Origin of the sequence: Actinocrinis sp., assembly GCF_035946395.1 — a bacterium.
GTDB lineage: Bacteria > Actinomycetota > Actinomycetes > Streptomycetales > Catenulisporaceae > Actinocrinis.
On record NZ_DASYZI010000398.1, the window covers coordinates 1 to 23,791 of the forward strand.

15 protein-coding genes and 1 pseudogene are annotated in these 23,791 nt (G+C 69.5%); 4 read left to right on the forward strand and 12 right to left on the reverse strand.

The features are described from left to right. Nucleotides 1-193, forward strand: a pseudogene (locus VGS97_RS24730) (hypothetical protein); the annotation flags it as partial. A gap of 350 nt (nucleotides 194-543) precedes the next feature. Here VGS97_RS24730 and VGS97_RS24735 read toward each other — a convergent pair. The 10 genes from VGS97_RS24735 to VGS97_RS24780 all read right to left on the reverse strand — a co-directional run bounded on the left by VGS97_RS24735 (nucleotide 544) and on the right by VGS97_RS24780 (nucleotide 16,377). Continuing rightward, the gene (locus VGS97_RS24735) at nucleotides 544-1,743 is read right to left on the reverse strand and encodes a hypothetical protein (protein WP_326856040.1); all 1,200 of its coding nucleotides are present in this window, start codon (nucleotides 1,741-1,743) and stop codon (nucleotides 544-546) included. A gap of 101 nt (nucleotides 1,744-1,844) precedes the next feature. Continuing rightward, the gene (locus VGS97_RS24740) at nucleotides 1,845-4,874 is read right to left on the reverse strand and encodes a CHAT domain-containing protein (RefSeq protein WP_326856041.1); all 3,030 of its coding nucleotides are present in this window, start codon (nucleotides 4,872-4,874) and stop codon (nucleotides 1,845-1,847) included. 19 nt (nucleotides 4,875-4,893) lie between these two features. After that, nucleotides 4,894-6,546 (reverse strand): hypothetical protein, encoded by a 1,653-nt coding sequence (locus tag VGS97_RS24745; RefSeq protein WP_326856043.1) that lies wholly within the window; start codon nucleotides 6,544-6,546, stop codon nucleotides 4,894-4,896. Between the two features lie 79 nt (nucleotides 6,547-6,625). Next, nucleotides 6,626-10,891: a CHAT domain-containing protein gene (locus tag VGS97_RS24750; RefSeq protein ID WP_326856044.1), complete on the reverse strand. Its 4,266-nt coding sequence runs from the start codon at nucleotides 10,889-10,891 to the stop codon at nucleotides 6,626-6,628. After that, the gene (locus VGS97_RS24755) at nucleotides 10,888-12,471 is read right to left on the reverse strand and encodes an AAA family ATPase (protein WP_326856045.1); all 1,584 of its coding nucleotides are present in this window, start codon (nucleotides 12,469-12,471) and stop codon (nucleotides 10,888-10,890) included. The genes VGS97_RS24750 and VGS97_RS24755 overlap by 4 nt, the downstream gene beginning before the upstream one ends. A gap of 38 nt (nucleotides 12,472-12,509) precedes the next feature. Next, nucleotides 12,510-12,992, reverse strand: coding sequence for a hypothetical protein (locus VGS97_RS24760; RefSeq protein WP_326856046.1), 483 nt, complete (start codon nucleotides 12,990-12,992; stop codon nucleotides 12,510-12,512). Further along, nucleotides 12,989-13,186 (reverse strand): hypothetical protein, encoded by a 198-nt coding sequence (locus tag VGS97_RS24765; RefSeq protein WP_326856047.1) that lies wholly within the window; start codon nucleotides 13,184-13,186, stop codon nucleotides 12,989-12,991. Before VGS97_RS24765 ends, VGS97_RS24760 begins: the two co-directional genes overlap by 4 nt. Then, entirely contained in the window at nucleotides 13,183-14,892 is a 1,710-nt protein-coding gene (locus tag VGS97_RS24770; protein ID WP_326856048.1) for a hypothetical protein, read from the reverse strand. The genes VGS97_RS24765 and VGS97_RS24770 overlap by 4 nt, the downstream gene beginning before the upstream one ends. 207 nt (nucleotides 14,893-15,099) lie before the next feature. Then, a complete protein-coding gene (locus tag VGS97_RS24775; protein WP_326856049.1) occupies nucleotides 15,100-15,759 on the reverse strand; it encodes an RES family NAD+ phosphorylase in 660 nt (219 codons plus the stop codon). Nucleotides 15,760-15,762: 3 nt separating this feature from the next. Further along, nucleotides 15,763-16,377: a hypothetical protein gene (locus VGS97_RS24780; protein ID WP_326856050.1), complete on the reverse strand. Its 615-nt coding sequence runs from the start codon at nucleotides 16,375-16,377 to the stop codon at nucleotides 15,763-15,765. Nucleotides 16,378-16,643: 266 nt separating this feature from the next. On the opposite strand from VGS97_RS24780, the gene VGS97_RS24785 reads away from it, so the two are divergent. From VGS97_RS24785 to VGS97_RS24795, 3 genes are all read left to right on the forward strand, one after another. Continuing rightward, on the forward strand, nucleotides 16,644-18,857 hold the full coding sequence (locus VGS97_RS24785; RefSeq protein WP_326856051.1) for a hypothetical protein: 2,214 nt from the start codon (nucleotides 16,644-16,646) through the stop codon (nucleotides 18,855-18,857). 309 nt (nucleotides 18,858-19,166) lie between these two features. Beyond that, entirely contained in the window at nucleotides 19,167-19,937 is a 771-nt protein-coding gene (locus tag VGS97_RS24790; protein ID WP_326856052.1) for a TauD/TfdA family dioxygenase, read from the forward strand. Continuing rightward, nucleotides 19,934-21,133, forward strand: a complete 1,200-nt coding sequence (locus tag VGS97_RS24795) for a hypothetical protein (RefSeq protein ID WP_326856053.1) — start codon at nucleotides 19,934-19,936, stop codon at nucleotides 21,131-21,133. The genes VGS97_RS24790 and VGS97_RS24795 overlap by 4 nt, the downstream gene beginning before the upstream one ends. 244 nt (nucleotides 21,134-21,377) lie before the next feature. Here VGS97_RS24795 and VGS97_RS24800 read toward each other — a convergent pair whose 3' ends face one another. Both VGS97_RS24800 and VGS97_RS24805 read right to left on the reverse strand, forming a co-directional pair. Continuing rightward, nucleotides 21,378-22,544 carry a hypothetical protein gene (locus VGS97_RS24800; RefSeq protein WP_326856054.1) on the reverse strand — a complete coding sequence of 389 codons (1,167 nt, stop codon included), beginning with the start codon at nucleotides 22,542-22,544 and terminating at the stop codon, nucleotides 21,378-21,380. Between the two features lie 296 nt (nucleotides 22,545-22,840). Continuing rightward, a partial coding sequence (locus VGS97_RS24805; RefSeq protein WP_349262253.1) for a transcriptional regulator occupies nucleotides 22,841-23,791 on the reverse strand: 951 nt, incomplete at its 5' end.

The following is a 23,791-nucleotide window of genomic DNA, read 5'->3' on the forward strand; positions in this document are numbered from 1 at the left end:
ACCTGACAAAATGACCAGACTCGGCGGCTACCTCGGCGTCGTGACGGCGCTCCTGGCCTGGTACGCATCCTTCTCCACGGTGATCAGAGAGACGCGAAGGAGCCGGATCACCCGTTCGGGCGAGCAGCACAACGATATGGCTGGCCGCCGACGTTCAAAGGCCGGGCTGCACCCGGAGTGGTCGGCGGACTGACCCGAAGAGCCAGAGTGCTGTGCCGAAGAGCCAGAGTGCTGGCGTGCCGAAGAATCGCAGTGCCGAAGAATCGGAGCGCCGTGCCGAAGAGCCAGAGCGCCGGCGTGCCGAAGAACCGCAGTGCCGGCGTGCCGAAGGGCCGCAGTGCCGTGCCGAAGTGCCGTAGGGCCGCGCTTGACCATGGGTAGTCCCAAGGTTCGCCTGCCCTGCGACAGCTGACCTGCGCGCGGTGCCAGGCCCGCGCAGACTACCGTCCGTGCAAGTCAGCTGTGGCACAGAAACCAAACTCATGCCCGCAACTCATGCCCGCACCCGACCGCCTTGCCGACCTCGGCGCCGCTCGCCTGGTCTTACAGCGCATACTTCGGCGCAGGGTACTGGCCTGTCTGCTCATTTGGGTTTTGCCGCGTCAGCAGGCGTGACTTTTCACGGTTTGTGAGGTGGTCAGTGAAGCCTCGTGCGACCATGATGTCGAGTGCCGCGTCGAGTACGGACCAAAAGGCGGCGTCCTCTTGGCCCTCCTGCGTGAATTCCTGGAGGCAGCGTGCTGCGCCCAGCGTGGTCCAGCTGCTGCCACCAGGCACGATGTCGGCGAGTTCTCGGCTCAGGCGGCCCGGGTTCCGCCGTTCGTAATCCATGTAAGGGCTTAGGCATACGCTCCAGACGAGCGATCCGATTCCGCTTTCCTGGCGTGCCATTTCATGCCGGCCCAGGGCTGACATCCGGGTGGGCGTCGACAGCGGGAACGATTCCCCGGGCAGCTTCTGCTGTAGATCGAGCTCGTGGAGCTGTTGCAGGGCGGCGATCACCGCTTCCTCGCGCGCGTTGCCCACGGAGCTCATGACCCGTTGCAGCCGTGCGAAGGCCTCATCCTGCGAAATGGACGTTCCGTTGCCCATCGCGGGTTTCAGTTCGCACAGGATCTGCCATGCTTCGGCGCGATGAGTGAACTGGGCTGCCCGTTGGTCCTCCAGGAGGAGGAGCAACGCCTGGACGAGTTGGCGGGCGTTGGTGCCGCGGGTCTGGTGGATCTCGATGTCCTCCAGACAAGCCGTGGAGCGCCAGGCCCGGATCTCGCCGATCGCCAGGTCCCAAGCCTGATGTTCCAGCGCTGCGAAGATCGTCGACAGGCGTGACGATCCACCGTGGAAAAACGGTTCGTCGGCTTCGGCGGCCAGGACCAGGGCGTCCAACTCACGGCGGTGGGCGTCGGCAGCCGCGGTGTCTGCGTTCAGCAGCGCCTCTTCGACATGCCACACCTGGTCTTCGCACCGCGCCCTTGCCCAGCCGTTGGAGGCCGGCCCCGCTGACAGCAGCGCGTCCAGCTCGACCCTCTTCGCAGCGTGCGCCCATGGCTCTTCGAGATGGTGCGTGAAGATCGGCTTTTTGCAGCCCGGACACCTGCGTGGCCAGCGCTGCCCCGGATGCTCTGGGCCGCCCTTGCCGCACTCGTCCCAGTCGCCGCAGGTCCACGACGTGACGACGGCATCTTCGGGCGGAAGGTAGCCGTAGCGAGTGGGCGGCCACGGCCGGCGGCGCCGCGATGGCATCGTAGAGTCCTAATGATTTCTGGGAGTAAGCCATCCGGCAGACTCCTGGGTGGACAGCCGCCGGCAGGTGAGCACTCTTGGGTCCAGGACTTCGAGTCCTTTCACACTCCGGTCAGGGCGAACGGTGCCCATGAACGTGGCTGAGCGTAGGGCCGCTCGGCGGCCTTGCGGACGACTTGGGCTGTGGCGGAGGCGGGGACGCGGGAGTGGGTGCGGGGCAGGAGCCCCGGCATGTATGACTCAAGTTCATCGCGGGTGGCGCGGCGCACCCATTGCTGCGCCGCGCGCAACGCCTCCGTCGGCGTGCAGCGTTCCTCCTGCCAGGCCTGGTAGAAGCGCGCCGCGATGAACGCGCCGGAGCCGTCGCCGAGGTCCCAGTGCGTTGCGAGCACTCCCGCGAATCCGGCCAGCAGCAGCACCGTGGGCATGCCGACCACCTCGTCGGGCAGCTGCTCGCCGGAGCGGTGGCTGCGGCAGGCGGAGAGCACCGCGAGCCTGCGGGGCCGGTAGGGCACGGCGGAGAGGTCGTCGAGCGTCAACCGCGCGCCTTCGAGCAACAGGGCGCTGCTTCGGATCTGCTGGGGATTCACTTCGCAGTGCCCTGCGAAGTGCCATACCGTGTGTCGGTCGAGGGCGGCGACGACCTGATCGCGCTGCGCGTTGTCGAGCCGGGTCCGCAGCCGCCGGGGCCAGTGCCGACAGACGCTGTCGAGCTCGGCCGCCGTGGACTGCAATGGAAGCAGCTGGTCGGGATCGCCGTTCGGCGCGTCGAAGGCCAACAGCGCCAAGGGCACCGCTTCGGCTGCTGCCGCGCGCTTCGGCAACCGCGCCTGCGTGCGCGCGTTCGCCGCGTAGCGGACGGCGACGTGGTCGATCAGATGCTCCCATTCCGCTGGGGTGTTCCCATCGCGGACCGGGCCTCCGGCCGCATGGATCGGCAGGAGGCCGAGCATGCCCATCGGCAGCAGCGTGACCACGGCGTCGTCCGGTAGCTGGTCCACCAGCGGCGCGACTCCGTTCTCCCAGAGCCAGCGCAGCACCCCGTGCAGCTGGGCTCCGTTGTCGTCGCGCTGGCCGGCGTCGCGTGGATTCGCCAGAGCCTGGTAGGGGCCGAAGGCGTGTTTCTCGACGCGCTCGCGCGAGAACCTCGGCAGCGGTACCCAGTCCGGCTCCGCGTCCGCGTGGACGATCAGCGCATAGCCGCTGCGGCTGGCGCAGGCCAGATAGACGAGCGGGCCGTCCGCAGCTGCGTCCGCGATGTCGCCATACGTCACGGAGGTCGCCAACTCGATACCGAGCACCTGGCTGATCTCGCGGCGCACGGTGTCGAAGTCGGACCAGGCTCGCTGGATCGGCGTTGTGTACCGGCGCTGCTGTGCTCCGGGACGTTCGGGCGCTTGGCGCTCGGCGCGGTCGAGCTGCTTGCGGGCCTCGTGCAACCGCACGGTCAACTCGTGGTGCGGGCCGCTTCGGAGGGCTTGTTCGAGGGCTGAATCATCGCGGCCCGACTGCTCGCTGACCGCCACCGCGCGGCCGCGTTCGAGCGCGATGACGGCTTCGCGGATCCGGCCGCTGCGGGACAGCCAGTACCCTGCTTCCTCGGCCCTGTTCTGCACGTCCGCGAGCAGCCGGTCCCGCTCCTCGGACAGGTAGTGCGACGCTGCCGCGCGAGGGATGACCGCCAGCAGACTCTCGTACGCCTCGGCGCACCAACGCGGATCGTCGGTCGTCTCCGCCCACTCCACCCACTGCGTGCGGACGCGGACCATCGAGGCCGTGGAGCCGTGCTCTGTCAGCGCCGCCGAACGGCGCCATTGGGCTGCGACGGTTCCCTTCGGATACGCGGTACTGAGCTGGTCCATGTCGGACTGAACGGACGCGACCTGTTCGACTGCTTCGCGTCGCAGCGTCGGCGATCCGGTGCGCCGCACCCGTCTGGACAACCGGCGTGCCTCAAGCAGATCAGCAACGATGGGATCCCACGCGGCCTCCGGAGGATCCTCGGTGAGTCGGCTTACGAGCACCCATCCCCGTTGCTGGAGCAGATTGGAGAGCATGAGATCGGCGACCGCCCGGCGCTGCGGCCTGCGACCGGCCGCGCGAATGCCCTGGCGGCACAGCGCAATGGCCTCGTCGTACACGGCGAGCTGGTCGCGTTCGTCGTCGATGTGGGCCGTATACATCGCGAGGTAGGCGTACAGCTCAGGCAGCAGGCGGTGTACTTCCCGAGTGACGGCGTCGATCGCGCGTCGGGTGGCCTCGGCGGCTGCGCGATAGTGCGCCACAGCATCCTGAGGTTCGGTGGCCTGCCTGGCGTACACGAACTCAAGCTGCGCGGCGAAGGCGTGAACGTAGGCGTCTGCGCCTTCGTCCGCGGGCAACTTTGCGGCGGCGCTTGCGAGCTGGTCGAACGCGTGCAGGTACCCAGTGTCGTCGCCGTGTTCGTCTGCCCTCGTGCCGATCGTCTGCGCCAGGCTGACGAACACCTGGAACATCCGTATTCGCTCCGGCGGCGGGTCGGCGGCGAGTTCTTCGAGTATCTCCACGGCTTCCAGCAGCAACTCCGGTGCGGAGGTCCGGGCGCAGTCCACGAGCGCGCGCGCCTGGTTCAGCCGCGCGATCTTGCGCTGGTCCGGCGACAACCGCGGATCGGCGGCCATGCCGGCGCACTCCTGAAGCATGAACGCGGCGGCGGATTCGTTCGCGGGCTCACGCGTGTATTCCGTCAGAGTCATGCGAAAGCGGCGAGTCAACGCTCGCCGCGTCACGACGAACAGCCCGAACTCAAGTGCAGCGGTGGACGGCAGCCGCAGGGCCAGTGAGCTCGGCGTGAACAGCGCGTAGCAGGGATGCAGCACCATGGCGCAGATCACGAGTGCGGGTGGCCAGGCCGTCTGGCGCGGCGGCCGGAACGGTCCGCGAAAGCCGTACGCCGATACGGACGTCAGCAGCGCGAAGCCGATTCCCATCTCGATCACGGCGACGTGCAGCCCGCCCGCCAGTTTGACGCCCAGCCGGGCGACGAGGAAGAGCGCGGCGGCGCCTGCGAGGAAGACGAACGGCACGCGGACGAGGAAGATCTGTCTGAGTGCTCGTTGACGCTGCGTCGCGCTGAGGTCGGTCTGCTTCACCTTCGCTTCCCGTTCCCGGTCAGAAGCTGTCCGGAGTCGGCACCGGCAGACCGTACTGCGCGGCGACGGACTGCCAGTCCTGGAGGAACGCGTTCTTCGCGGTTTCCGCCTGCTTGGAGTAGTTGTCACCGTCGGTGAAGTTGTTGTCGGGCTGGGCGTCGCCGTTGCACCCGTTGCTCTCCACGTCCGCTGCCCAGGAGGCATATGCCTGATCGGCCTCGGACGAGTACGTCAGAGCATTGACCAAATCGGACAGGAGCTGTCGTCCGTTGTCGATCGCCGAGGCGTCGAGTTGCTGCGCGGCCGCGAGTTCCTGTGCGCGGTCCGTGACGGCCTGCCGCAGGTCGGTCAACCCCTGGCTCGGGTCCGTGCAGCCGCTGATCTCGCTCTGTACCGCCCTGGTCACCAGCGAGCGGTCGGACGACGAATTGTTGACGAGGCCGGAGATGGCCTGAGCCTGCTGCTGTGCCGCAGTTCCGCCTTGCTGAGTGTCCGTGGCCTGATCGGTGGCCTGGCTGGCCGACGGGTCGGTGGATGCGTTGGGATCCGTGGTGTAGGGCGTCGACTGCGGATACGCATTTGGATCTGTGTACGTATACGTGGAAGGCGTGCTACTGGGGTGGATCGCGACCGCGATGAACAGCGCCGCGACTGCGACCAGGCCTCCGCCGACGAGAGCGACCCGCCGCGGAGAGGCGTTCACGAGAAGGCCGGTCCGCGCATGGTCGAACGGGCCCTCGTCACCGGGGAGCGCTGCTTCGTCTTCGTCGATGTGGTACGGCGACTCTGCGCGTACGTGGACGTGGCCGGGTTCGGCGAGATCGTGCTCGTCGTATTCGTAGTCTTCGATCGCGTCTTCGTCCGTGTGCGACGCCGTGAGCCGGTCGATGTCCGCAGCCGTCACCGCGCACAGGGCTTCACGCCACTCGGCCGGCGATGGTCGCGGTTCGTCCGCCTTCGGGTCGGCGAATGCGCGGTGGAACAGTACTCGGATGCGGTCGTCGAGGCCGGACGGAACAGAGCGTTCGTCGTCTGCGAGGAGCAAGCCGCGGTAGATCAGGCCGGCCAGCGCACGGCGGTCGCTGTCGCTGTCACTGCCCGGTGAGGCTCCTACCAGTGCTGGGTGCAGCTTGTCACCGCCCAGGAGGTAGGCGTGCGGCGCGGCCTCCGACCGCCAGAGCACTTTGCGGGCGCTGAGCCGGCCGTGTACCAGTCCCTCGTGCTCCAGGCAGGTGAACAGCTCGCAGAGGCTGACCAGTACCTTGATACGCACGGACGCTTCGGGAGGATACGACGCTCGGGTGTGAAGCCGATCGAAGGTGCGCGGATCGCGGCCGAAATTGTAGAAGCCGGGCGGAGCCGCGCGCAGCACGACTCCGACTACCGCGCGGTCCTCCACGACAGTGTCGGCCAGCCAGCCGATCGCGTCATGGCCCGGCTGCGCCGGGTCCGCGCTGCGCCCGAGGCGGGCGAGTTCGGTCAGCCGCTCGGCGTCGCCATCGCGCTCGCTCCCGCCCTCACCCTCGCTGCCGAGCGGCTTGGTGTAGACCTTGTAGACGTATGACGCGCCGGCCTCGTCGCGGCAACGCCGCATGGCCCAGCGGTCCGTGCGGCTGAACGCGCTGTCCTCGACTCGGTATCGGGCGCCGGACTCTCCCGAGATCCATCGCATGTCTCCCCCTACTTCCCAGCGGCGTCCGATCGCGGATCGGACTTCGTTTCGGTGGAACTTCGGTCGTTCCGCGCCGTCGTCACCAGCCGTGGTGGACGTACGCGGCCCAGCCGTCGAGCGTGTCCAGGCGGTCCGACGGCGACTGTGGCGCGCGCCGGGCGGCTGCGGCGAGGTATTCGGGCATCGCGGCGGGCACCTCGCGCCCGGGGTCGAGCATCCACAACTGGGCTTCGCGCAGCGCGTCGACCGGGCGCGAGCCGGCGGCGAGGTGGTGGTGGAACATGAACATCAGCAGTGCGCTGCGGCGGTCGGGTGCCTCCCACTGGGTGCCGACGACGCTCGTCGCCCCGGCGGTCACGAACGCCGTCGCGACCGTCAGGGCCTCGTCGTGGTCGCGCTCGCTCGCGTCGCTCAGGCAACTGCCGAGCACCACCAGGCCGCCGGGCGCGGGCGCCGCCCGGTCGAACGCGCGGCGCAGCACGGCCCGCGTCTCAAGCCGGGCCATGTCGGTCAGGTACAGGCACGAGTCCAGCGGCGAGGATCCCGACTCGCCGTGGCAGGCGACGTGCAGCATCGTGACGGGTTCGGCGTCCGCGCCGCCGCTGAGCCTGGCCAGCAGGTCCTGCGGTTCGACCTCGATCTCGGGCAAGCCCTTGATCTGACCGAAGTAGGGCGCGTCCGGGTAGTGGGCCGTCCGGATCGCCGCCGTCTCCAGCGAGGCCCACCACAGGTCGTGCAAGGTGTTCGACACGAACAGCGGCGCCCGGTTCGGGTCGGGGCGCGGCCGCCCGGCCGTCTCAAGGAACTGACGTGCCGAGGCCGCGTACGAGATCACCGCGTCGTCGAGGGCATAACGCGGCCGTCCGGCGGCGTGCTGCGCCGCGGTCGGGCCGGCGCACGCCGCGTGCCAGGGCACCGCGCCGAGTTCGCCGAACGGGACGAGGACGATGGAAGGCGGTCCCGATGCGGCACGGTGCCGTGCCTGGACCAGTTCCAGCACCGGAGCGACCACGGCGGGCCACGCCCAAGCACTGACGGCGTCGAGCGCCTGCCGCCAGCGTTCCGCCGCGTCGTCGGGCGTGGCAGTCCCCGGCCCGTCGCCGGTGCTCTGTGAACGGCGGCGGTACTCGAAGCGCCGCTCGGCGAAACGGGCGAGCACGGAACCCGGCCCGGCGTCGAGAGCGGGAAGGTCGACGGACCGCACCCGGCCGTCGGCCAGCACCGCCAGCGCGTGCCCCGGCGTGTCCTGCGTCGCGCCGACCAGGTAGACCAGCGCATCCCTTCCACCAGCCCGCAGGCCGGCGGCGATTTCGTCCACCGTCGGCGTGGACAACAGGCGGGCGTTCCCCTGCGGCAGTCCGGCCAGCGCGTCCAGAACGCGTTTGCGCAACGCGGACGGGACGTAGGCGGGCTCATGCGCCGCGGTCGCGATCGCGCCCTGAGAGCGGACCGCCGCTTCGCCGGCGTCGCGCCGCCATTCGACGGCCAGGTCAGTGCGCCCGACGGATTCGAGCAGGTCGCCGAGGTCGGTCGCGGTCGTCGCCGCGTGCAGCAGCAGGCCCCGGCCCAGTTCCAGCGTGGTGATCGCCTGGTCCGGCGCGCCGTCCTCCAGGCACCAGCCCGCGACCATGACGGCTTGGTCGGCCACGGACCTGGTGCGCGCCAAGGCGTCGCGAGCGTCGCCTTGCAGGAAGACCTCGGTCGCGAAACCCGTCACGGCGCCGACCCCGGCCAGCACCGCCTCGGCGCGGCTGCCTGGCTCTTCGCGCAACACGAGTGCCAGCCACATCCGGGCGGCCGCGTTCATGACGACGCTTCCGGTTCTGACGGCTTCGAGCGCTTCACGAGCCCGGTCCACCGCCTCCCGGCGATCGAGCTCCCGAGAATCCATGCCGTAGCGCGCGTGGAGCAGCAGCGACAGGTGAATCAGTGCATTGCAACGTGCGGTGTCCGACACCCGCCCGAGCAACAGCTTGCGCAGGGCCTGGATGCTGTCGGACAGCAGGCCGTGGTCGGCGAAGACGAGACGCGGATCAAGCAGCGTCTCGCTCGCGATACCGAGGAACATCGCCCGCTCCGGGGCGCTGTCGGGAAGGGCCTCGGCCGCGGAGACGAGTTCCGCGACGGCCGCACGCGTCGCTTCGGCGTCGCCGGTTCCGGCGTTGTCGACCAGGAACCGAGCGGCTCTGGAAGCCCTGAGCCGGGGCACGAACGACGAGGACATGCCCGGATGTTCCTGTCCGGTGAACTCGTGGCGCGGCACGGTTCTCGGCTGCGCCGCGGGATCATCGGCGGCCTCGCCTGCGAACCTCTCTCGCAGTGTGTCGATGTGTTCCTGCAATGTGTCGAGTATGCGCAGCAGCAGTTCACGGTTCTGCGCCGGCGTCTCGTGGCGTACCCTGTCCAATCGCCCTTGCGCGGCCTCCAGATCGGAGGCGTCGCCGCTCAGCCCGTATCTCGCGACCAATGCGCTGGCGAGTTGGGTCATCGCGACATAGCGGTGGCTGTGTCCGGGAGGCAGCAGGTCGACCGCCTCGACCAGCCGGCCGATCGCACGGTCCAGATCCGGTGTCGAACTGCGGCGGTAGGCCAGTGAGATGAGAGCCATACCGGTATACGTGAGCCACACGCCGCGCCGCTGGGGGTCGACGGGCGGGTCGTCGTCGAGATGCCGCTCAAGCATTTCGATGGCGGGGCCGGTGTCCACGCCGGGCAGGTCCTGGCTGGTCGCCGAGAAACAGGCGCGGCCCAGCACGTCCGTGGCCATCCAGGAGTCGCGCTGCCCGGTCGTCAGTCGCGAGTAGGCCTCGACGACGAGGTCGAGAGCCGCCTGCGTCGCGGGCGTGTCGAGCGCCTCGACGGCCTGGCTCGCCCGCGTCGAGCCCAGGTTCATCCGCAGCAGGTTCCTGATCTCCCAGCTCTCCGGCGTGCGGGCCACCGCCTCTTCGAGGGCTGCGACCGCCTCGTCGATCGTCTGCGGCACGCTGGTGCGCCACGCCTGGTCCGCGAGCGTGACACCGAGAAGGCTCGTCGCGGCGAGGTGCTCCTCGCTGCCTGCCGGCTGCGCCGCGCGCGCCTTTCGCGCGAGGTCCACGAGCCGGTCGACGTCCTGCGTGCTGCTCTCCTCGCCGATGGTCGCGCCGGCCACGAGCAGCATCGCCGTCAGGGCGGTGGGGTACAGGTAGTGGTCCTCGGACAGCTGCGGAAGGTGTTCGGTGAGCAGCGCGCGGGCGGCCCTGATGTCCGTGTCTTGAGCAAGCGCCGCCAGCTCCCCGGCTCCGGCGGCCGGGTTTGGCTGGTGGCGGCGGCGTGCCCGATCGGTGAACTGGACCGCCAGCAGCACGGCGATCTGCGTCCCCCAGGGGGAGGGGATGGCCGGCAGCGCGCTTTCGGCGACTGCGATCGCCGCGTCCAGATCGCCGTCCGAGGGATCGCTGCCGCAGCGCACGGTGTAAAGCAGGGCCAGGTCGTGCAGAATCTCGCCGCGCTCTGGCTGATCGGCGGGCATCGACTCGGCGATCGGGCGCAGCAGCGCGATGCCGCGCTCCGCGTCGCGGCGCTCGTCGTCGCGAGCACTGCGCCGGCGCAGTAGATCCGCGAGCAGCATCCGGTCGGTCAGGTTCGAACGGCTGACCGGGTCGTCCTGCGGCTGCGCCGCCACGACCTCGGTCAGGAGCTTGATCGCGAGGTCGAGGTCGCCGCGCTCGCCGCTCTCGTCGTTCGCGCCGATCCGGTCCGCGAGCGCCCGGCCCCAGGCGGCGCAGCCCATCATCCTGATGTCAGGGTCGTGTTCGTCGAGCTCTTCGTACGCGGGCAATGCGGACCGCAGCACGTCGAGCGCGCGCTCGACGTCCCTCGTCGGGCCGTCCTGCTCGTCGCGGTCGCACAGCAGGATGCCGAGGATGACGCCGGCCTCGATCAGCTCCGGGTCCTGCGGCTCCACGGCCAAGAATACGAGTGCTGATTCCAGCTCCGCGATCGCGCCGTCGAGCGCGGCCTCCTCCTCGGGGCTGTCCGGCTCGGCGTCCATGTAACGGCCGGCGAGCGCGGCGCCGAGCGCGGCGAGATCGCTCGGGAGCGCTGCCATCCGCCCTTGGCGCAGATGCGTGATCGCGTGGTCGAGGTCCTCGCCGTCCCGGTCCGGATCGTGAGACAGGTCTAGATGTACACGTCCGATCAGCAGGTGCGTGCCCGCGGCGAGAGCGGTGTCGCCTGGCAGCTCGGCGAGCAGGGCGTATGCGGCGTCGAGCGCGGCGAGCAGTGCGCCGCCAGTCGCCAGCTCCCATGCCCTCTCAAGGCGATCAGCCCATCGCTGCTCCGCGGCGGACAGGCTCTGCTCGGTCATATCCGCAGGTTGAGCGGTTGGTCCGACACTGTGCCGGCGCCGTCGGGCGCATTCGCCGCGGCGGCTTCCCACACCGGGCGGCCCGAGGCGGGTATCGCGCGGTCGCGCATCTTGCGCAGCCTCTCCAGAGCCTCCGGCTGTGACCTGGAGAACGGGACGATGCCCTTGAACATCTGCACGTAGAGGTCACGCCAGGGGGTGCTGTAGTCGGAGGTCAGCGTCAGGCGCATGACCTCCTTCAGCGCGTGGTCGATCTCCGCGCCGGTGAACCCTTCGCTCAGGTCCACCAGGTGCGCCAGCAGTTCGTCGTCGAGCACGGTCTTGAGGTAGCGGCCCGCGTACAGCTGCACCATCTCGCGCCGCTCCTCCGGATCGGGCAGGTCGACGAAGAACGTCGCGTCGAAGCGGCCGTGCCGCAGCAGCTCCGGCGGCAACGAGCTGATGTCGTTCGCGGTGGCCACCACGAAGGCACCGGACTTGGACTCCTGGAGCCAGAACAGGAACTGCCCGACCATCCGGGTGGACACCCCGGAGGTGTCTCTACCGGCGCGGGAGCCGGCCAGGCCCTTCTCGATCTCGTCGATCCACAGCACGCACGGCGCCGCGCGGTCGGCCATCTCCAGGGCGCTGCGCAGCCGGCCTTCCGACTGCCCGACCCACATGCCGAGGACCGAGGCCATGTCGAGCCGGTAGAGCGGCAGCTGCCAGCGTACCGACACGGCCTTGGCCGACAGCGACTTGCCGCAGCCCGGCACGCCGATCAGCAGCACTCCGCGCGGCGGTCCCGAGCCGCGGTCGCGCAGGTCCATCGTCAGCAGCTTGCGGCGCTGGGCCAGCCAGGTGGTCAGCCCGCGCAGCCCGGCGACGTCGGCGTCGGCCGCGGACACGACGATGCGCTCGATCCCGGTCAGGTCGCTGAAGACCGCGTCCTTCTCGCGGCTCAGCTTGGGCAGGTCCGCCTTGGTCACCGAGCGGTCGGCCAGCAGGACTGACAATAGGTTGATCGCCTGCGTGTACGAGACGCCGCGCAGCACCGAGGCGGCCTCCCGGTACTCGGCCTCCGCCCAGTCGAACGCGACGCCCGCAGTGCCGCGGTACGGGTCGAGCACGGCGTGGACCAGCTTCACCAACTCGTCGAAGTCGGGCGGATCGAGCGTGACCGTCATGCCGTGCAGCTGGAGCGCGCTCCAGACCGGATCGGCGGTGATCACCACCACGCTGCAATCGCGATCGGGCGCGGCGGTGATCAGGTCGAGCAGTTGGCGCGTTTCCTCGTTGTCGTCGCTGATCCGGTGCACGTCGGTGAAGACGAAGGTCAGGTTGCCGCGCTTCTGGAACTGGTCGCCCGCGTACTCCATCGCGGACCACAGCGACTTGTCCACGGACAGCTGTTTGTCGCTGCCGAGGTTGTACACACCGCGGGTGAGCGTGTGCGTCGCCACGTCGAGCTGCATCCGCTGAGCCAGCCGCTTGAGGATCGGCAGCGCGCGCGCCCGTTCCGAGGTCCGGATCGTTACGAAGGGAATGCGTGCCTTGAGATAGCGCTCCAGCACCGCCTCGGTGGCGGCTTCGTTCGCCATGGTTTTTTTCGTCCCCCTTCAGCGCCTGAGCCCAGGGCTCAGGCGCGCACGTCGTGGTCCGGCCGCGCGGCCAGCGCAGTGCGCCGGACCTCGGCCAGCGCGGCCGAGGCGCCCGGCATGCGGCGCAGTTGCTCCTCAAGTTCCCGCTGCGTGTTCGCGGCCAGCCCGTCCGTCGCCCGTAGGGCGTCCGCGCGGATCTCGGTCGTCAGCGGCGCCGCGTTCAATTCCTCGCGCACCTGGTTGAGCCGGCGCCGGGCGGCGATCAGGGTCGGCCCGAGCGAGGCGCCGGGCCTGCGGAAGGTGGCGGCCAGCTCGCGGTCCAGCGTTTTCGACCACAGCCCCAGGCGTTTGGCGAGTGCTGCGGAGATGCGTTCGAGTATTCGCTCGGCTGCGTAGCCCTCAAGGCGTGGGTCGCCGAGCGGGACCAACTTGTCGGCCGCCGCCGGCGTCTGCCCGGCGGCGAAGCCGTCGATCCACGCGATCCAGGCCGCATACGGGCTGTCCGGGATGGTCTCGCTCATGAGGGCCGGAAGCGGCGCACGGTCTCGGTCTCCACCGGGGGCATCAGGTCCCAGGCCGGCGGTTCGAGCGCGATCCGCCGACCGTTGCCGTCCGCGAGCCCGGAGGCTTCGGACCGTGTGTTCACGGCGGCGGCGGCGGTGCTCGGGTCGGACGCGCTGCCGGGCAGCGGGCCGGACGACGTCTCTGCGGTCACTTCATCACCTCGCGGATCTGGTCGGGAGAACGGCTCAGCACGGCGGTCACCTTCAGCTCGCTGAGGTAGTCGGTCAGCGGCGCGGACTTCTCGTCGTCGGTCTGCCAGGCGGTCATCAGGTCCGTGTATTCGGCGGAGGCCTGACGCAGCGTCCTGACTGCGGCGAACGCGCGTTTGCGGGCCTTCTCGCGGATCTCCTGCTGCTTCGGCACGACGCCGCGCACGGCGTTCACCGCCGCGAACGCGCCGAAGCCCGCGATCAGGACGCAGATGAAAGTGCCGGGGATCGCGTGGTGCACCGCCGTGACGACGGCGATCAGCAAGAACACGGCGGCTGCGGCGATGCCCAGGCCGTAGGCGGGTCCCGGCTTGACCTTGGCGGCATCCGCCTCGGCCTTGCGGGTGATCGCCGCTTGGAGCGACTTCTCCATCCCCTCCAGGGGCGCCCCGGCGGCCAGGTCCCCCGTCCAGCCCTCCAGCTTCACGGTCACCTGCTTGGGCATCAGGGCGCGGTTGGTCTCGGCCAGTTTCACGTCGGCCGCCACGATCCAGTCGCGGGCCAGCGCGATGGCGAGCTGCCGCGTGGCGGGCGAGGTACCCGACTTCTCCGGGAAGAAGGCGGCGTTGGTCAGCAGCGTCAGGTAATCGGTGGTGTCCTCAAGCGCACCGCGCGCCGCCTCGGTGGCGGCTGCGGCGGCCTTCAGGTCGCCGTTGTGGTCGCGGATCGACTCCTGCTCCGCGAATTTGCGGCGCAGCGGCGCCTCCTCCTGGTCGAACTCGTTGACCAGGTTGTCCAGGATCGCGTCGACCCGCTCGTGCAACTCCTCCGGCGGGGTGACTTTCTCGTCGAGGATGGCGCGCAGATGTCGCTCCGCGCGGCCGTGCACGGTCGCGCCCTCGCACACGTCCTTCAGCCGGGCCCAGTCCGGAGAGATTTCCGGCAGTGCCTTGATGCGAGGATCCACCGGGACGCGCAGGCCCCGGATCAGGTCGCGCCAGCGCAGGACCTGCGCGTCGACCACCGCGGGGTCGGCGCCGAGCCGGTCGTACCACTCGCCGACCGCTTCGAGCACCATCGGCCGGCTTTCCTGGCCCAGCGCGCCGGTCGCGACGGCGTCGAGGATCACCACGAACTCGCGCGGCAGTGCCCCCGGGTCCTGCCGCTCGACGTAGCGGCGGATCCAGTGCGCCGCCGCGGCGGTGCGGCCGTACCGGCGCAGCACCAACCCGTAGAAGAGCGCTGTCTTCGAGGAGTCCCGTCGCATCGCGGCGCGCACCGCGTTCTCGGCCAGCAGCCGTTCGTCGCGGAACCAGGCCGCCAGCCCGACCAGCGCGGGGGCCAGCCAGTAGCGCGGCGTCGTGATCATCACCGACTCGGTGAGCGACTGAATCGTGTCGTGCGTGACCACCTGCGCGTCTACGGCCTCGACGATGCCCGTGGCCATGTTGCGCAGCTCTTCGTAGTGGCCGAACTCGATCTGCAACTGCTGGCGGATGTCGACGATCTGCAACTCCGCGCGAGCCACGTTCTTCGACCGCTCGTCACGCAGCTCGAACTCGGCGAACCGCCCGATCAGCTGCCGCAACTCGCCGTGCTGCTCGACCTGGTCCTCCGCGACCCGATCCAGCAGACCGCTCATCGCGTTCTGCAATCTGCTCAACCTGTTGATGCTGTTTGCGATGTCGTTGAGCGCACTGTCGCTCATCTCCGCCCCCTTCAGTCCGTGATGGACGGCGCGTCGCGCGCCGCAGCCGCTCCCTACGGCCGACGGCGCCCGCGCCACGTCTGATTGTTACAGTGCATTTCGAGTTTTTCGTGGTTCCGTCAGGATCCAACCTGTTTTCAACCAGGCTGCGACCAGGCCGGTTTCCGGCCGTGAGAGTTTCGGTTCGGTGCCTTGAGGCTCTGTGAATTACACCGGCGCGGGCGGCCTGATGGTCACCCGATAGTCCGCGAGTACGTCGTTGAGCCACTTGGCTCCGGCCGCGTCATCGAGATCGAATCCCGGCGACCGGCAGAGTTCGACCCCGGGATACGGGCAGCGATCGTGGAAGAGGATGAGGCTGCGCGCGCCGATTTCCCGCTTCGACCGCCAGATGATGCCCTGTGCCCACGGTGCTTGTTCCCGCAGCCAGTGCGCCCAGCGGCGGGTGAACGCGTAGTCCCGGGCCTCGGTCTGCACGAGCCATTCGTCCTGGCCCACGGCACCGAGGTCTGCGGTGGTCTCCAGTGTTATCAGCGCCAGATCCGCGGTGGTGCGCAGGCAGGCCAGCCGGCGATGGTTGACCGTCGCGCGCAGCAGAGTGCGATATCCGCGGTCATCGGCGGGCAGGCTGCGCAGAAAGGACTCGGCTACGGCCGTGACTCGGTCGAAGGCCGCGTACATGTAGGCGTAAGGATCGTCCTTGGTGCCGTCGAAGCGGCCTCCGCCGAAATGCGTGTCGGCCAGGCGCGGATTGAAAGCGCAGGGATGGTAGTCGCGCGAGTGCACTCGCCACAGTTCTGTGCCCGCGCGCAGGTCGACGCGGCTGGGTGTGCCCCGGTAGTTTTCCGGAGGAGCGTAGTGGGGCATCGGTCACGCCTCTCCGAGTTCTGCTTCGGCGGCGTCCACCAACACGCCGTCCTCGACGGCGCCGAGCAGTGCGGCCGGAGCCGCGCCGAGCCAGGCGTTCTCGCCGAGCCACCAGTCGGCCACGCCCCACGGATCGCCGTGCGCGTCGAGTATCGCGTTGACGGTCAGCACGACGGGACGGGGATGCAGCGCCGCGTCGAACTGGAAGCGGGGCAGCCGGCCGTCCGGACCGAGGCTGATGAGCCTGTCGCCGGACGCTTCGATCTCTTCCGAGCGCAACTGCTTCACCAGCACGCAGGCGGTCTGAGCGAGCCTGCGTTCCGCTTCCGCCGCGACGGCCTCCGCGGCGGAACGTTCAGTGGCAGAGGATTGAGAATCATGTGGCGGTTCGCCGCTCAGGCGCGTGAAGAGGCGCTCGGCGATGGAACGCTGGTCGGCCGACGTGTTGACGAAACGGGTGTCCTCGCTCTCCAGTGCGACCACGAACGGATGATCCGGAGGCAGCGCCGCCGACAGCAGGTCGGCGATCGCGTACGCGTTCTTACTCCGGCTCTTCGTGTCACCGCCGATCGCGGCATCGTGTAAATGGACTGTGAAGCGCTCAAGGCTCTCGAACACACCGGGATCGACTGTTCGCCTCACGTCGTCCCAGGTCGCTTCCAAGGCCGCTAAGGCCTGGTTGATCCCCACACCCTGCCCCCCTGCTGCGGACTCCGGCAGTGAGTTCCGCATTCTGAATGTTAGTTAGGTTTCTCGCACCTGTCCGGGGAATCGGCCAACCCGGCATCACCCATGATCACGTGCGGCCCGCACTGAACGAGTGTCAGATACACTAATATCGCTTCGAAGAAGTTTTCTCAACTCTTATCGTGAGGCATCGGGGGATGGAAGAGACGACAGCCCAGGAGCGGCGTTTCGCCGCCATCGCGACTGCCGCGGCGCAGGCGCTGCGGTCCGCCGAGTACCGCAAGATTCGTACTCAGGACGTGGCGGCGATGGTGCGTTTGGGCGGTGCCGCCGACCGACGCTCCTCGGAAGGCGCTCGCAGCGCCGTGTGGCTGTACAACGAAGTGCGCAGCCGGCGAGTCCTCGTCGCGTTCGGCGCGCGGGACGCCTGGGACGCGTATCTGGCTCGGCTGCCCGAACGCGAGACGCTCACGGACGTCGCCTCGATGACCGACGCGCTCGACACGGTCACCTTCGCGCTTGAGCACATTGTCCGGTTCCACCGGGCCGAACGCTTTCTCCTGACGCAGGTGCTGGCCGGAATCGGCGACATCGCGACCTCGGAGAAGGCGGGCCGGCGGCGCGAGGAACCGGCACAGTGGCCTGATTCGTCATGGGGCCGTCTCGCGCGGGCGGCGTTCGACGGCCGCTGCGCCGTGTACGCGGACTTCCTCGCCCCGGTGCTGCTGGGGGCCGCGCGCAGCGTGGCGCCGCTCGGCGCCGAAGCGGCCGCGGCGCAGGCCACCGCGCTGTCCGATCTGGTCTTCCGCGGGCTGAGCGGTACACCGGACGGGCCGACCGAGCGAGTCGCCGCCGGATTCGCCGCCTACTGGTTCGAGCGCGAACTGGTCGCCGCCGCCGGGCTCTGGATCCGCGAACTGAGCGCGGCCGAACGAGCGGTGCGCTCGGCGGGCAGGCGCGGGGGGCGGGACGCGCACGCGGTGCCGACCGCGCGTGGCGAGCTCATCAGGGTTTTGCTGGCCGCGGACACACTGCACGCGCGCGCGATCGGCGAGGGCGCCATGCGCGTCGCCGAGTTACAGGGCATGCTCGAACCGTCCATGGCAGAACCGGAACAATCTGCGGTTCGGCTCGATCTGTCCGATGCCGCCAGCCGACACGGCCTTGCCCTGCTGCGTTACGGCGAGGCGCGGCAAGCGCGCTCAGCCTTCGAACTGTCACATTCGGTCAGTGCGTTGATCGCGCTGGCCGATGCCGAGGCCGGCGCCTCGCTTCAGGCTCGCGCCGAACACAACCTGGCCGAGGCCGCGATGGAGAACGGTGACCGCACCGGCGCCGTGGCGTTCTGCGAACAGGCATTCGCCTTCCGTTGCGCGAGGTGGGAGGCGGCGCAGTCGGTGCAGGGCGATGCACGCGAGCGGGCCGCAGTATGGCGCCGCTACCTGCTCACCGCCGAACTCGGGGCCAAGCTCGCGGCGTGGTCGGGCCGCCCGGTCGACGCCGTGGTCCGCGTCCAGGCGTTGCTGCGCGAGTGCGAGGACGAGCGTGACGACGCGGCGGCGGTCCGGCTCGGCAGCATCCTGGGGGAGGCGCTGATCGAGGCCGGACATCCGCTCGAAGCGCGTCACCGCCTCGAAGCCGTGCTTTCCACGCACAACGAGGACACGCACCGGGTCTCCATCAACCTGCACGGCCTCCTCGACCGGCTCCGGCTGGCCCGCGCCGTCCTCGCGGTCGGCGACCACGAAGCCGCGGTCGCGTTGATCCCGGATGACGAGATGCTGGCGTGGTGCGCGGACCGAGTCGCGTTCGGCGCGGTGGCCCGGGCTCGCGGACTGCTCGCGTGGGCACACAGCCTGGCTGGCCGGCACGGGAAGGCCGTCGAAGTGCTCGCGGCGGCGCGGCAGGAACTCGATCAGCGTTCGAACGGGGAGCCACCCGGCACGATCGCGACCGAGCTTGAGCAGACCCGCGGCGTCGTCCTGCTGCGATCCGGCGATCCGGCGTCAGCGCATGCCGTCTTCGCCGCCTTACTGGCGGCCGGCGCGCAGCTGCCGGGCCCGGCGCGTGCCGCCGCGCGTATGTGGCAGGCCCATGCGATAGACGCGTTGGGCGAATCGAGCCCGGCGTCCTCGCTGTACGCGGACTTGGTCAAGGAGGCGGACGGTGCACTCGAACCGACTCACCCGCTGCTCCTTGAGGCAGGTCTCGACCAGGCTGAGCGCCTGTTGCGCGACGGGGATTTCACAGCGGCAACGCGCCACGTCGCGGCGGTCCTGAACGAACGCGTGCTCGACCACGGCCGGCCGGCCATCGAGCGTGGCCATCCGCTACGCGCGCGGGCGCGCCGCATCGCCGATGCGCTCGGCCTTCGCAGCGCTCCTGACGAAGTCGACTGGGACGAGGACTGAGCCACGTGGGCCTGGCGGCGGGCCTGGCAAGGCGCCGAAACGTTCGCAGACTGGGTTGTCTGCGAACGTTTCGGCAACGCCGCCAGGCCCATTCGCTGTGCCGTACCCGACATTCCAAACATAGAACGCATATTCTTCGTGACGTTTGCCCCAAAACCAAGCAAGACGCCCTCTTGGAGCCTGCGGGGCCGGGATCGACCACCCTGTAACCGGCATTCGACCGGGTGAGAGCCGTGGTGCGCCCGGCGCGGCTGCTTGGCTGGAAGCAGCGGGAGCAGATCGCTCCGCCGCAGTCCCGGGAGGCAGCCCATGTCCTCACTCCGACACCCAGGTCCGCACGCCGGCTCCGGCTGCCGTCCCGAACGGCTGCCGACGCTGCTGGACGAGTCCCGGCAGGAGCTGGCAGAGCGCGGTTGGACGTTGATCCGCGGCGTGCCGTTCCTGCGGCACGGGGTTCCCGGCGAGCGCATGGTGCTCGACTTCGCGTCCTGCTTCGGGGTCCCGTCCGCGCGCGATGGCGGCCGGGCGCTCTGGCCGGTGGCGCCGGTCCCCGAGCCTCCGGCGGCGACCCTCTCGGCGAGAACGGGTCCCACGGGTTTCCACACCGACGCGCAGTACCACGCGGAGCCCGAGGATTACGTCTGTCTCTTCGGCGTGCGCCCCGCCGCGGATGGCGGCGAGACCAGACTATTGAGATATGACGCGGCCGTGGCCGCGTTGCAGGAGCGCGGCGATGGCCCGGAACTGCTCGCCGCGCTGTGCCTTCCGATCTGGCGTTGGCAGCTGCCGGCCGCGTTCGCCGCGACTACCGCTACCGCGCTGTCGGCCCCGACCGCGGCCTTGGCCGGTGGCGGGCGTATTCGCTGGCGCAGCGACAACCTCGAACCGCCTGCGCAGCTGCCGCCCGACATGGCGACGCGCATCGACGCGGCCTTCGAGCACGCGGCGGGCAGTGTCAGTCTCGCTCTCGAACCCGCAGATGTGCTCGTCATCGACAACCACCGGGTCATGCACGCGCGGACGGCTTTCTCCGACCCGCGCCGCCTGTTGCTGCGCGTCCGCCTGTGGGAGTCGGCGTGACCGTCTTGCTGCGTAACGATGCCGTCGCCGACTCGGACATGCGGTACGCCTGGAGCCGGGAGGCCGCCGAGGCCGCGTGCCGGGTCCCGGCCTCGGGGCGCGAGGCCGCGGACTGGGCGGTGCGCGGTTGGGCGGAAGTCGCGCTCGGTTGCGCCGCGCTCGGCGGCGGTGATGCCTTCCAAGGCCTCGATGAAGTGATCCAGGCCTCGCAGGTCGCCTGCTCCGGCCCCTTCGCGCCTCGTTTGCGTGCCCTGCGATCCCTGGGCGGGGAACTGCCCGGCTGCTATCACGGTGCGCCGTCGGCCGCCGCCGGGACCGCGCCGCTGCCGGAAGCGGTCGCCCGTGCCTGCGTCGTTCTCGCGGAGTATTGCGACGGCCTTGACAGCGCGCTGTCGCGGCTGCCCGGGGGCGGGGGATCGGCCGCCGAGCCGCCTGCCTGGGCGACGACGGCCGATCACCTGCGCTGGGGTGAACGATTCCGCGCCAGCGCGGGCACACGCCGCTGGTACTCCGTGCTGTCTGCCGCCGTTCCGGCCGAGTTGGTGCGCCGTGCGTGGATGCGCTTGCCAGTTGCCGATGCGCAGAACATCGTGTTGATTCGTCCGGTTGGCGGAGTCGAGGCCACGGTGCGTCAACGAGTTCGCCAAGGGCTGCACAACGGTGCCCATCTGGACCATCTCGCCGCGCTGGCGAGCCAGGACGCTGCGACGCTCTGGTCCCCGTCGGCGATCGAGTTCGGCTCCGGCCTGCTCGTGGCCGAGGCGTACGCCATGTCGAGCGAGATCCTGGCGGCCGCGGAGTGCACGATCGCCGGCCGCGGTGCCGAGGCCCGGGAACTTTACCGAGGTCTGGTTTCCCGGATGGGCCGCATCCCCGGCTTCGGAGTATGGCGGTCGCGGTACCCGGCAGGCCCGGCCGCGCTCCGCTGCGCCGAAGCGGAGCGTTCGGCGCAGTTCGCCACCCTGCCGACGCTCGCCGCGCAGTACGTGACCGGCCCGCTGCGGCTCATCGGCCGGAACTGGGCCGATCCACTCATCCCGGCGCCGCTGGCGCAGCGGGCGCGAACACGGTGGAAGGCCGTCTGCGAGAGGTTCGAGCCGGCCGCGGCGTTGTCGGCGGCGGAGGGGACCGCCGAAGCGCCGCGGTCAGAAGTACGGCCTGAAACTGGTGTCCCACGCCAGAAGTCCGGTGCATGAGAAATCGGTCATCCGCACCCGGCCGGCAAGGCGCAGCAGTGCCCTCAAACGATCGAGTTTGAGGGCACTGCCGCATGAGGGCACTGCTGTGAGGGCGCTGCGACAACGCAGCCAGGCGGACTGCGTTTGATCAACCGCGTGGGACCGATTTCTGCGGCAGACTTCCGGCGCGGGATACCAGGCAGGGTGTGCCCTCCACCTGAGTCCTGTCGGCGGCGGCGAAGTACGCCATCGCCGACAGGACTCAGCCGATCAGCCGGGCCCCGCCCGCGGTGATGTATTGGATCAACCTGGTGGCGACCGTGCTGTCCCGCAACGCGACGTGTACCTGCCACGAGGAATCCCGGCGCAGTTCCTCCCGCAGCGCGAGCCACAGCATCCTGATGCTCCGGTCCGGCGGCAGCCCGCCGCGTCCTGCGCCGATCAGCGGGAAGCAGAGCGAGGTGAGCGGGGGATCGAACTGGTCGCGTTCGAGCACCGCCGTCGCGAACACCGCGTGCACTGCCCGGACGATCGACGCGTCGTCCACGACGTAACGGGTTCCCGCGTCAACTGGTACCGCGACCGCCGCATGGTAAATGCGCCGCACGCCGCGCTCCGCCAGTGCCCCGGGGCCGGTCGGAGCCACGGTCCCCGGCGGTGCTGCGGTCCCCGGGCCACCGTGCTCGGCCACCCAGGCGGCAAGCTCCCGCTGGACCACGTCGTCCACGATGCGGCCGGCGGGATCGGTGCGCGCGGCCGCTCGCCGCAGCCCTGCGCTCACCGTGCCGCCGAAGATGCGGGAGATCTCGAAGTACACGTTCGACGTGCCGACCAGGACGTCGATGTCGCGCGTCAATTCGATCGGCAGCACGTGGACGAACATCGTCTCCCGCGCCGCGCCCACGGTGACCTCGAACTCGAATTCGTCTCCCGCTGTCGCTTCGTTCTCCGTGGCCGCCGCCTCGGTCGGCTCAGCCGCGTTCACCGGCTCAGGCCACTGGTCGCGATGCGTCTCGGTACTTGCCGCGGCGTCGGGTCCCGGCGTTCCGGCCTCGCCGAGCCCGAAGGCGAGAATCTGCTCGGCGACCTGCTCCAGTACGATCCGCTCCTGCTGCCTGCGGAATCGCTCCACGCTCAGCCCGTACTCCTGTGCCGCCCGCCGCCTACGGTCCTGAGCCGGCCAATCCCGCGTCCCCTGCGCCAGCCCGAAGGTGTACTGCGCTGCCGTGCCGAGCCGTCCCGACCCCAGGGCACCCACCGCCGCGCGCAGCGCCTGTTCCACCGCTACCGGAGTGCCGCACAGGACGGTCAGCCCGAGCCGCCGCAACTCGACCAGGCCGGACTGCCGCAGCGTCTGAAGGTCTGCCACCAACACGTCGAAACTTGGCGCCGCCCGCTCCGGCACCGTCTGGCCGTTCTCTCCCACCATGCGAACTGCGCCGTTCTCATCGATCCCGACGGAGCCTGCCCCTCCCCAGCCCTAACAGCCTACCGACTCTCGCCGGTCTGTTCGTCAGCTATCGAAGACGATCGGCGGTGAGCCGGCCAGCGGTGCCCGAAGACGATCCCGACCGCCGGCTCGCCACCGTGATCGATCTGGCTGCTGCTTGAGTCCGTCTGAGACCGATTCTCGGAGTGATCACCAGCGAATATCAGATCACTGAATTGTGACATAAGGTAACGGACCGCGGCCCGAATCCGATTTCCGAGTATCAGAGGCTTGAGTCAGCCGGTGTTTACCGTGACTTCCTTGCTGGCACTTGACTGGTCCGTGTCGTCCATGGTTTTGCGGCCCCACCAGGTGTTCATTTCGTTGCGCCAGGTGTTGGATTGGCCGGCGAACAGGGGGTGTGCGGTGCGGGGGTGTTGTTGTTTGCGGTCGAATCTGTCGAGGCGGTGTTGGGGGATGAATGGGGTGGCCATGAATTCGCTGAACTGGCGGATGAAGTTGGTGGGGGTGCGTTGGGCGAGGGGGTTTTGGGCGTAGCGGCGGGCGATGGTCAGGAAGTCTTCGGGTTCGGTGCCGGTGACGTCGCGGACGTGGGTGGTGGGGGCGCCGTGTGCCCAGCTGCCGAGTTTTTGTTCGGGCAGGGTGTGGCGCAGGCTGGATTGGTAGAACAGGTCGGCGCCGAGGCGTTTGGCGCTGAGTCGTACGGCTTTCATGAACAGCCAGATGGGGGCGTCGATGTGGGTGACTTTGCGGCCGAGTGCTTCGCCCATGGCGGCGGCGATGTCTTTGGCGTCCAGCAGGGTGGGGCCGGTGGGGCGGTAGGCCTGGCGGTCGTGTTGGTGGGGGCTCAGGAGTGCGGCGACGGCGACGCGGGCGATGTCTTCGTTGGAGGGGGGTGCGTTGCGGCCGGCGCCGGTGGGGAAGGGGAAGAGGCCGAGTTGGGAGGCCAGGGGGATGAGTTGGAGGTAGTTGTCGGCGAAGTAGCCGGGGATGACGGCGGTGTGGGCGGTGTCGGGGAGGAGGCGGAAGAGTCGGTCGGAGAGCCAGGCTTGGCGGGTGCCGAGGGAGTGGTGGTCGGGGCTGGCGAGCCATTGGCCCATTTGGACGATGGCTTCCACGCGTGCTTTGCGGGCGGCGATGGCGAAGATGACCGTGCTGTCCAGGGCGTGGGGGTCGAAGATGGGGTGGAAGTAGATGCGGTTGATGCCGGTCATGACGTCCTGGAC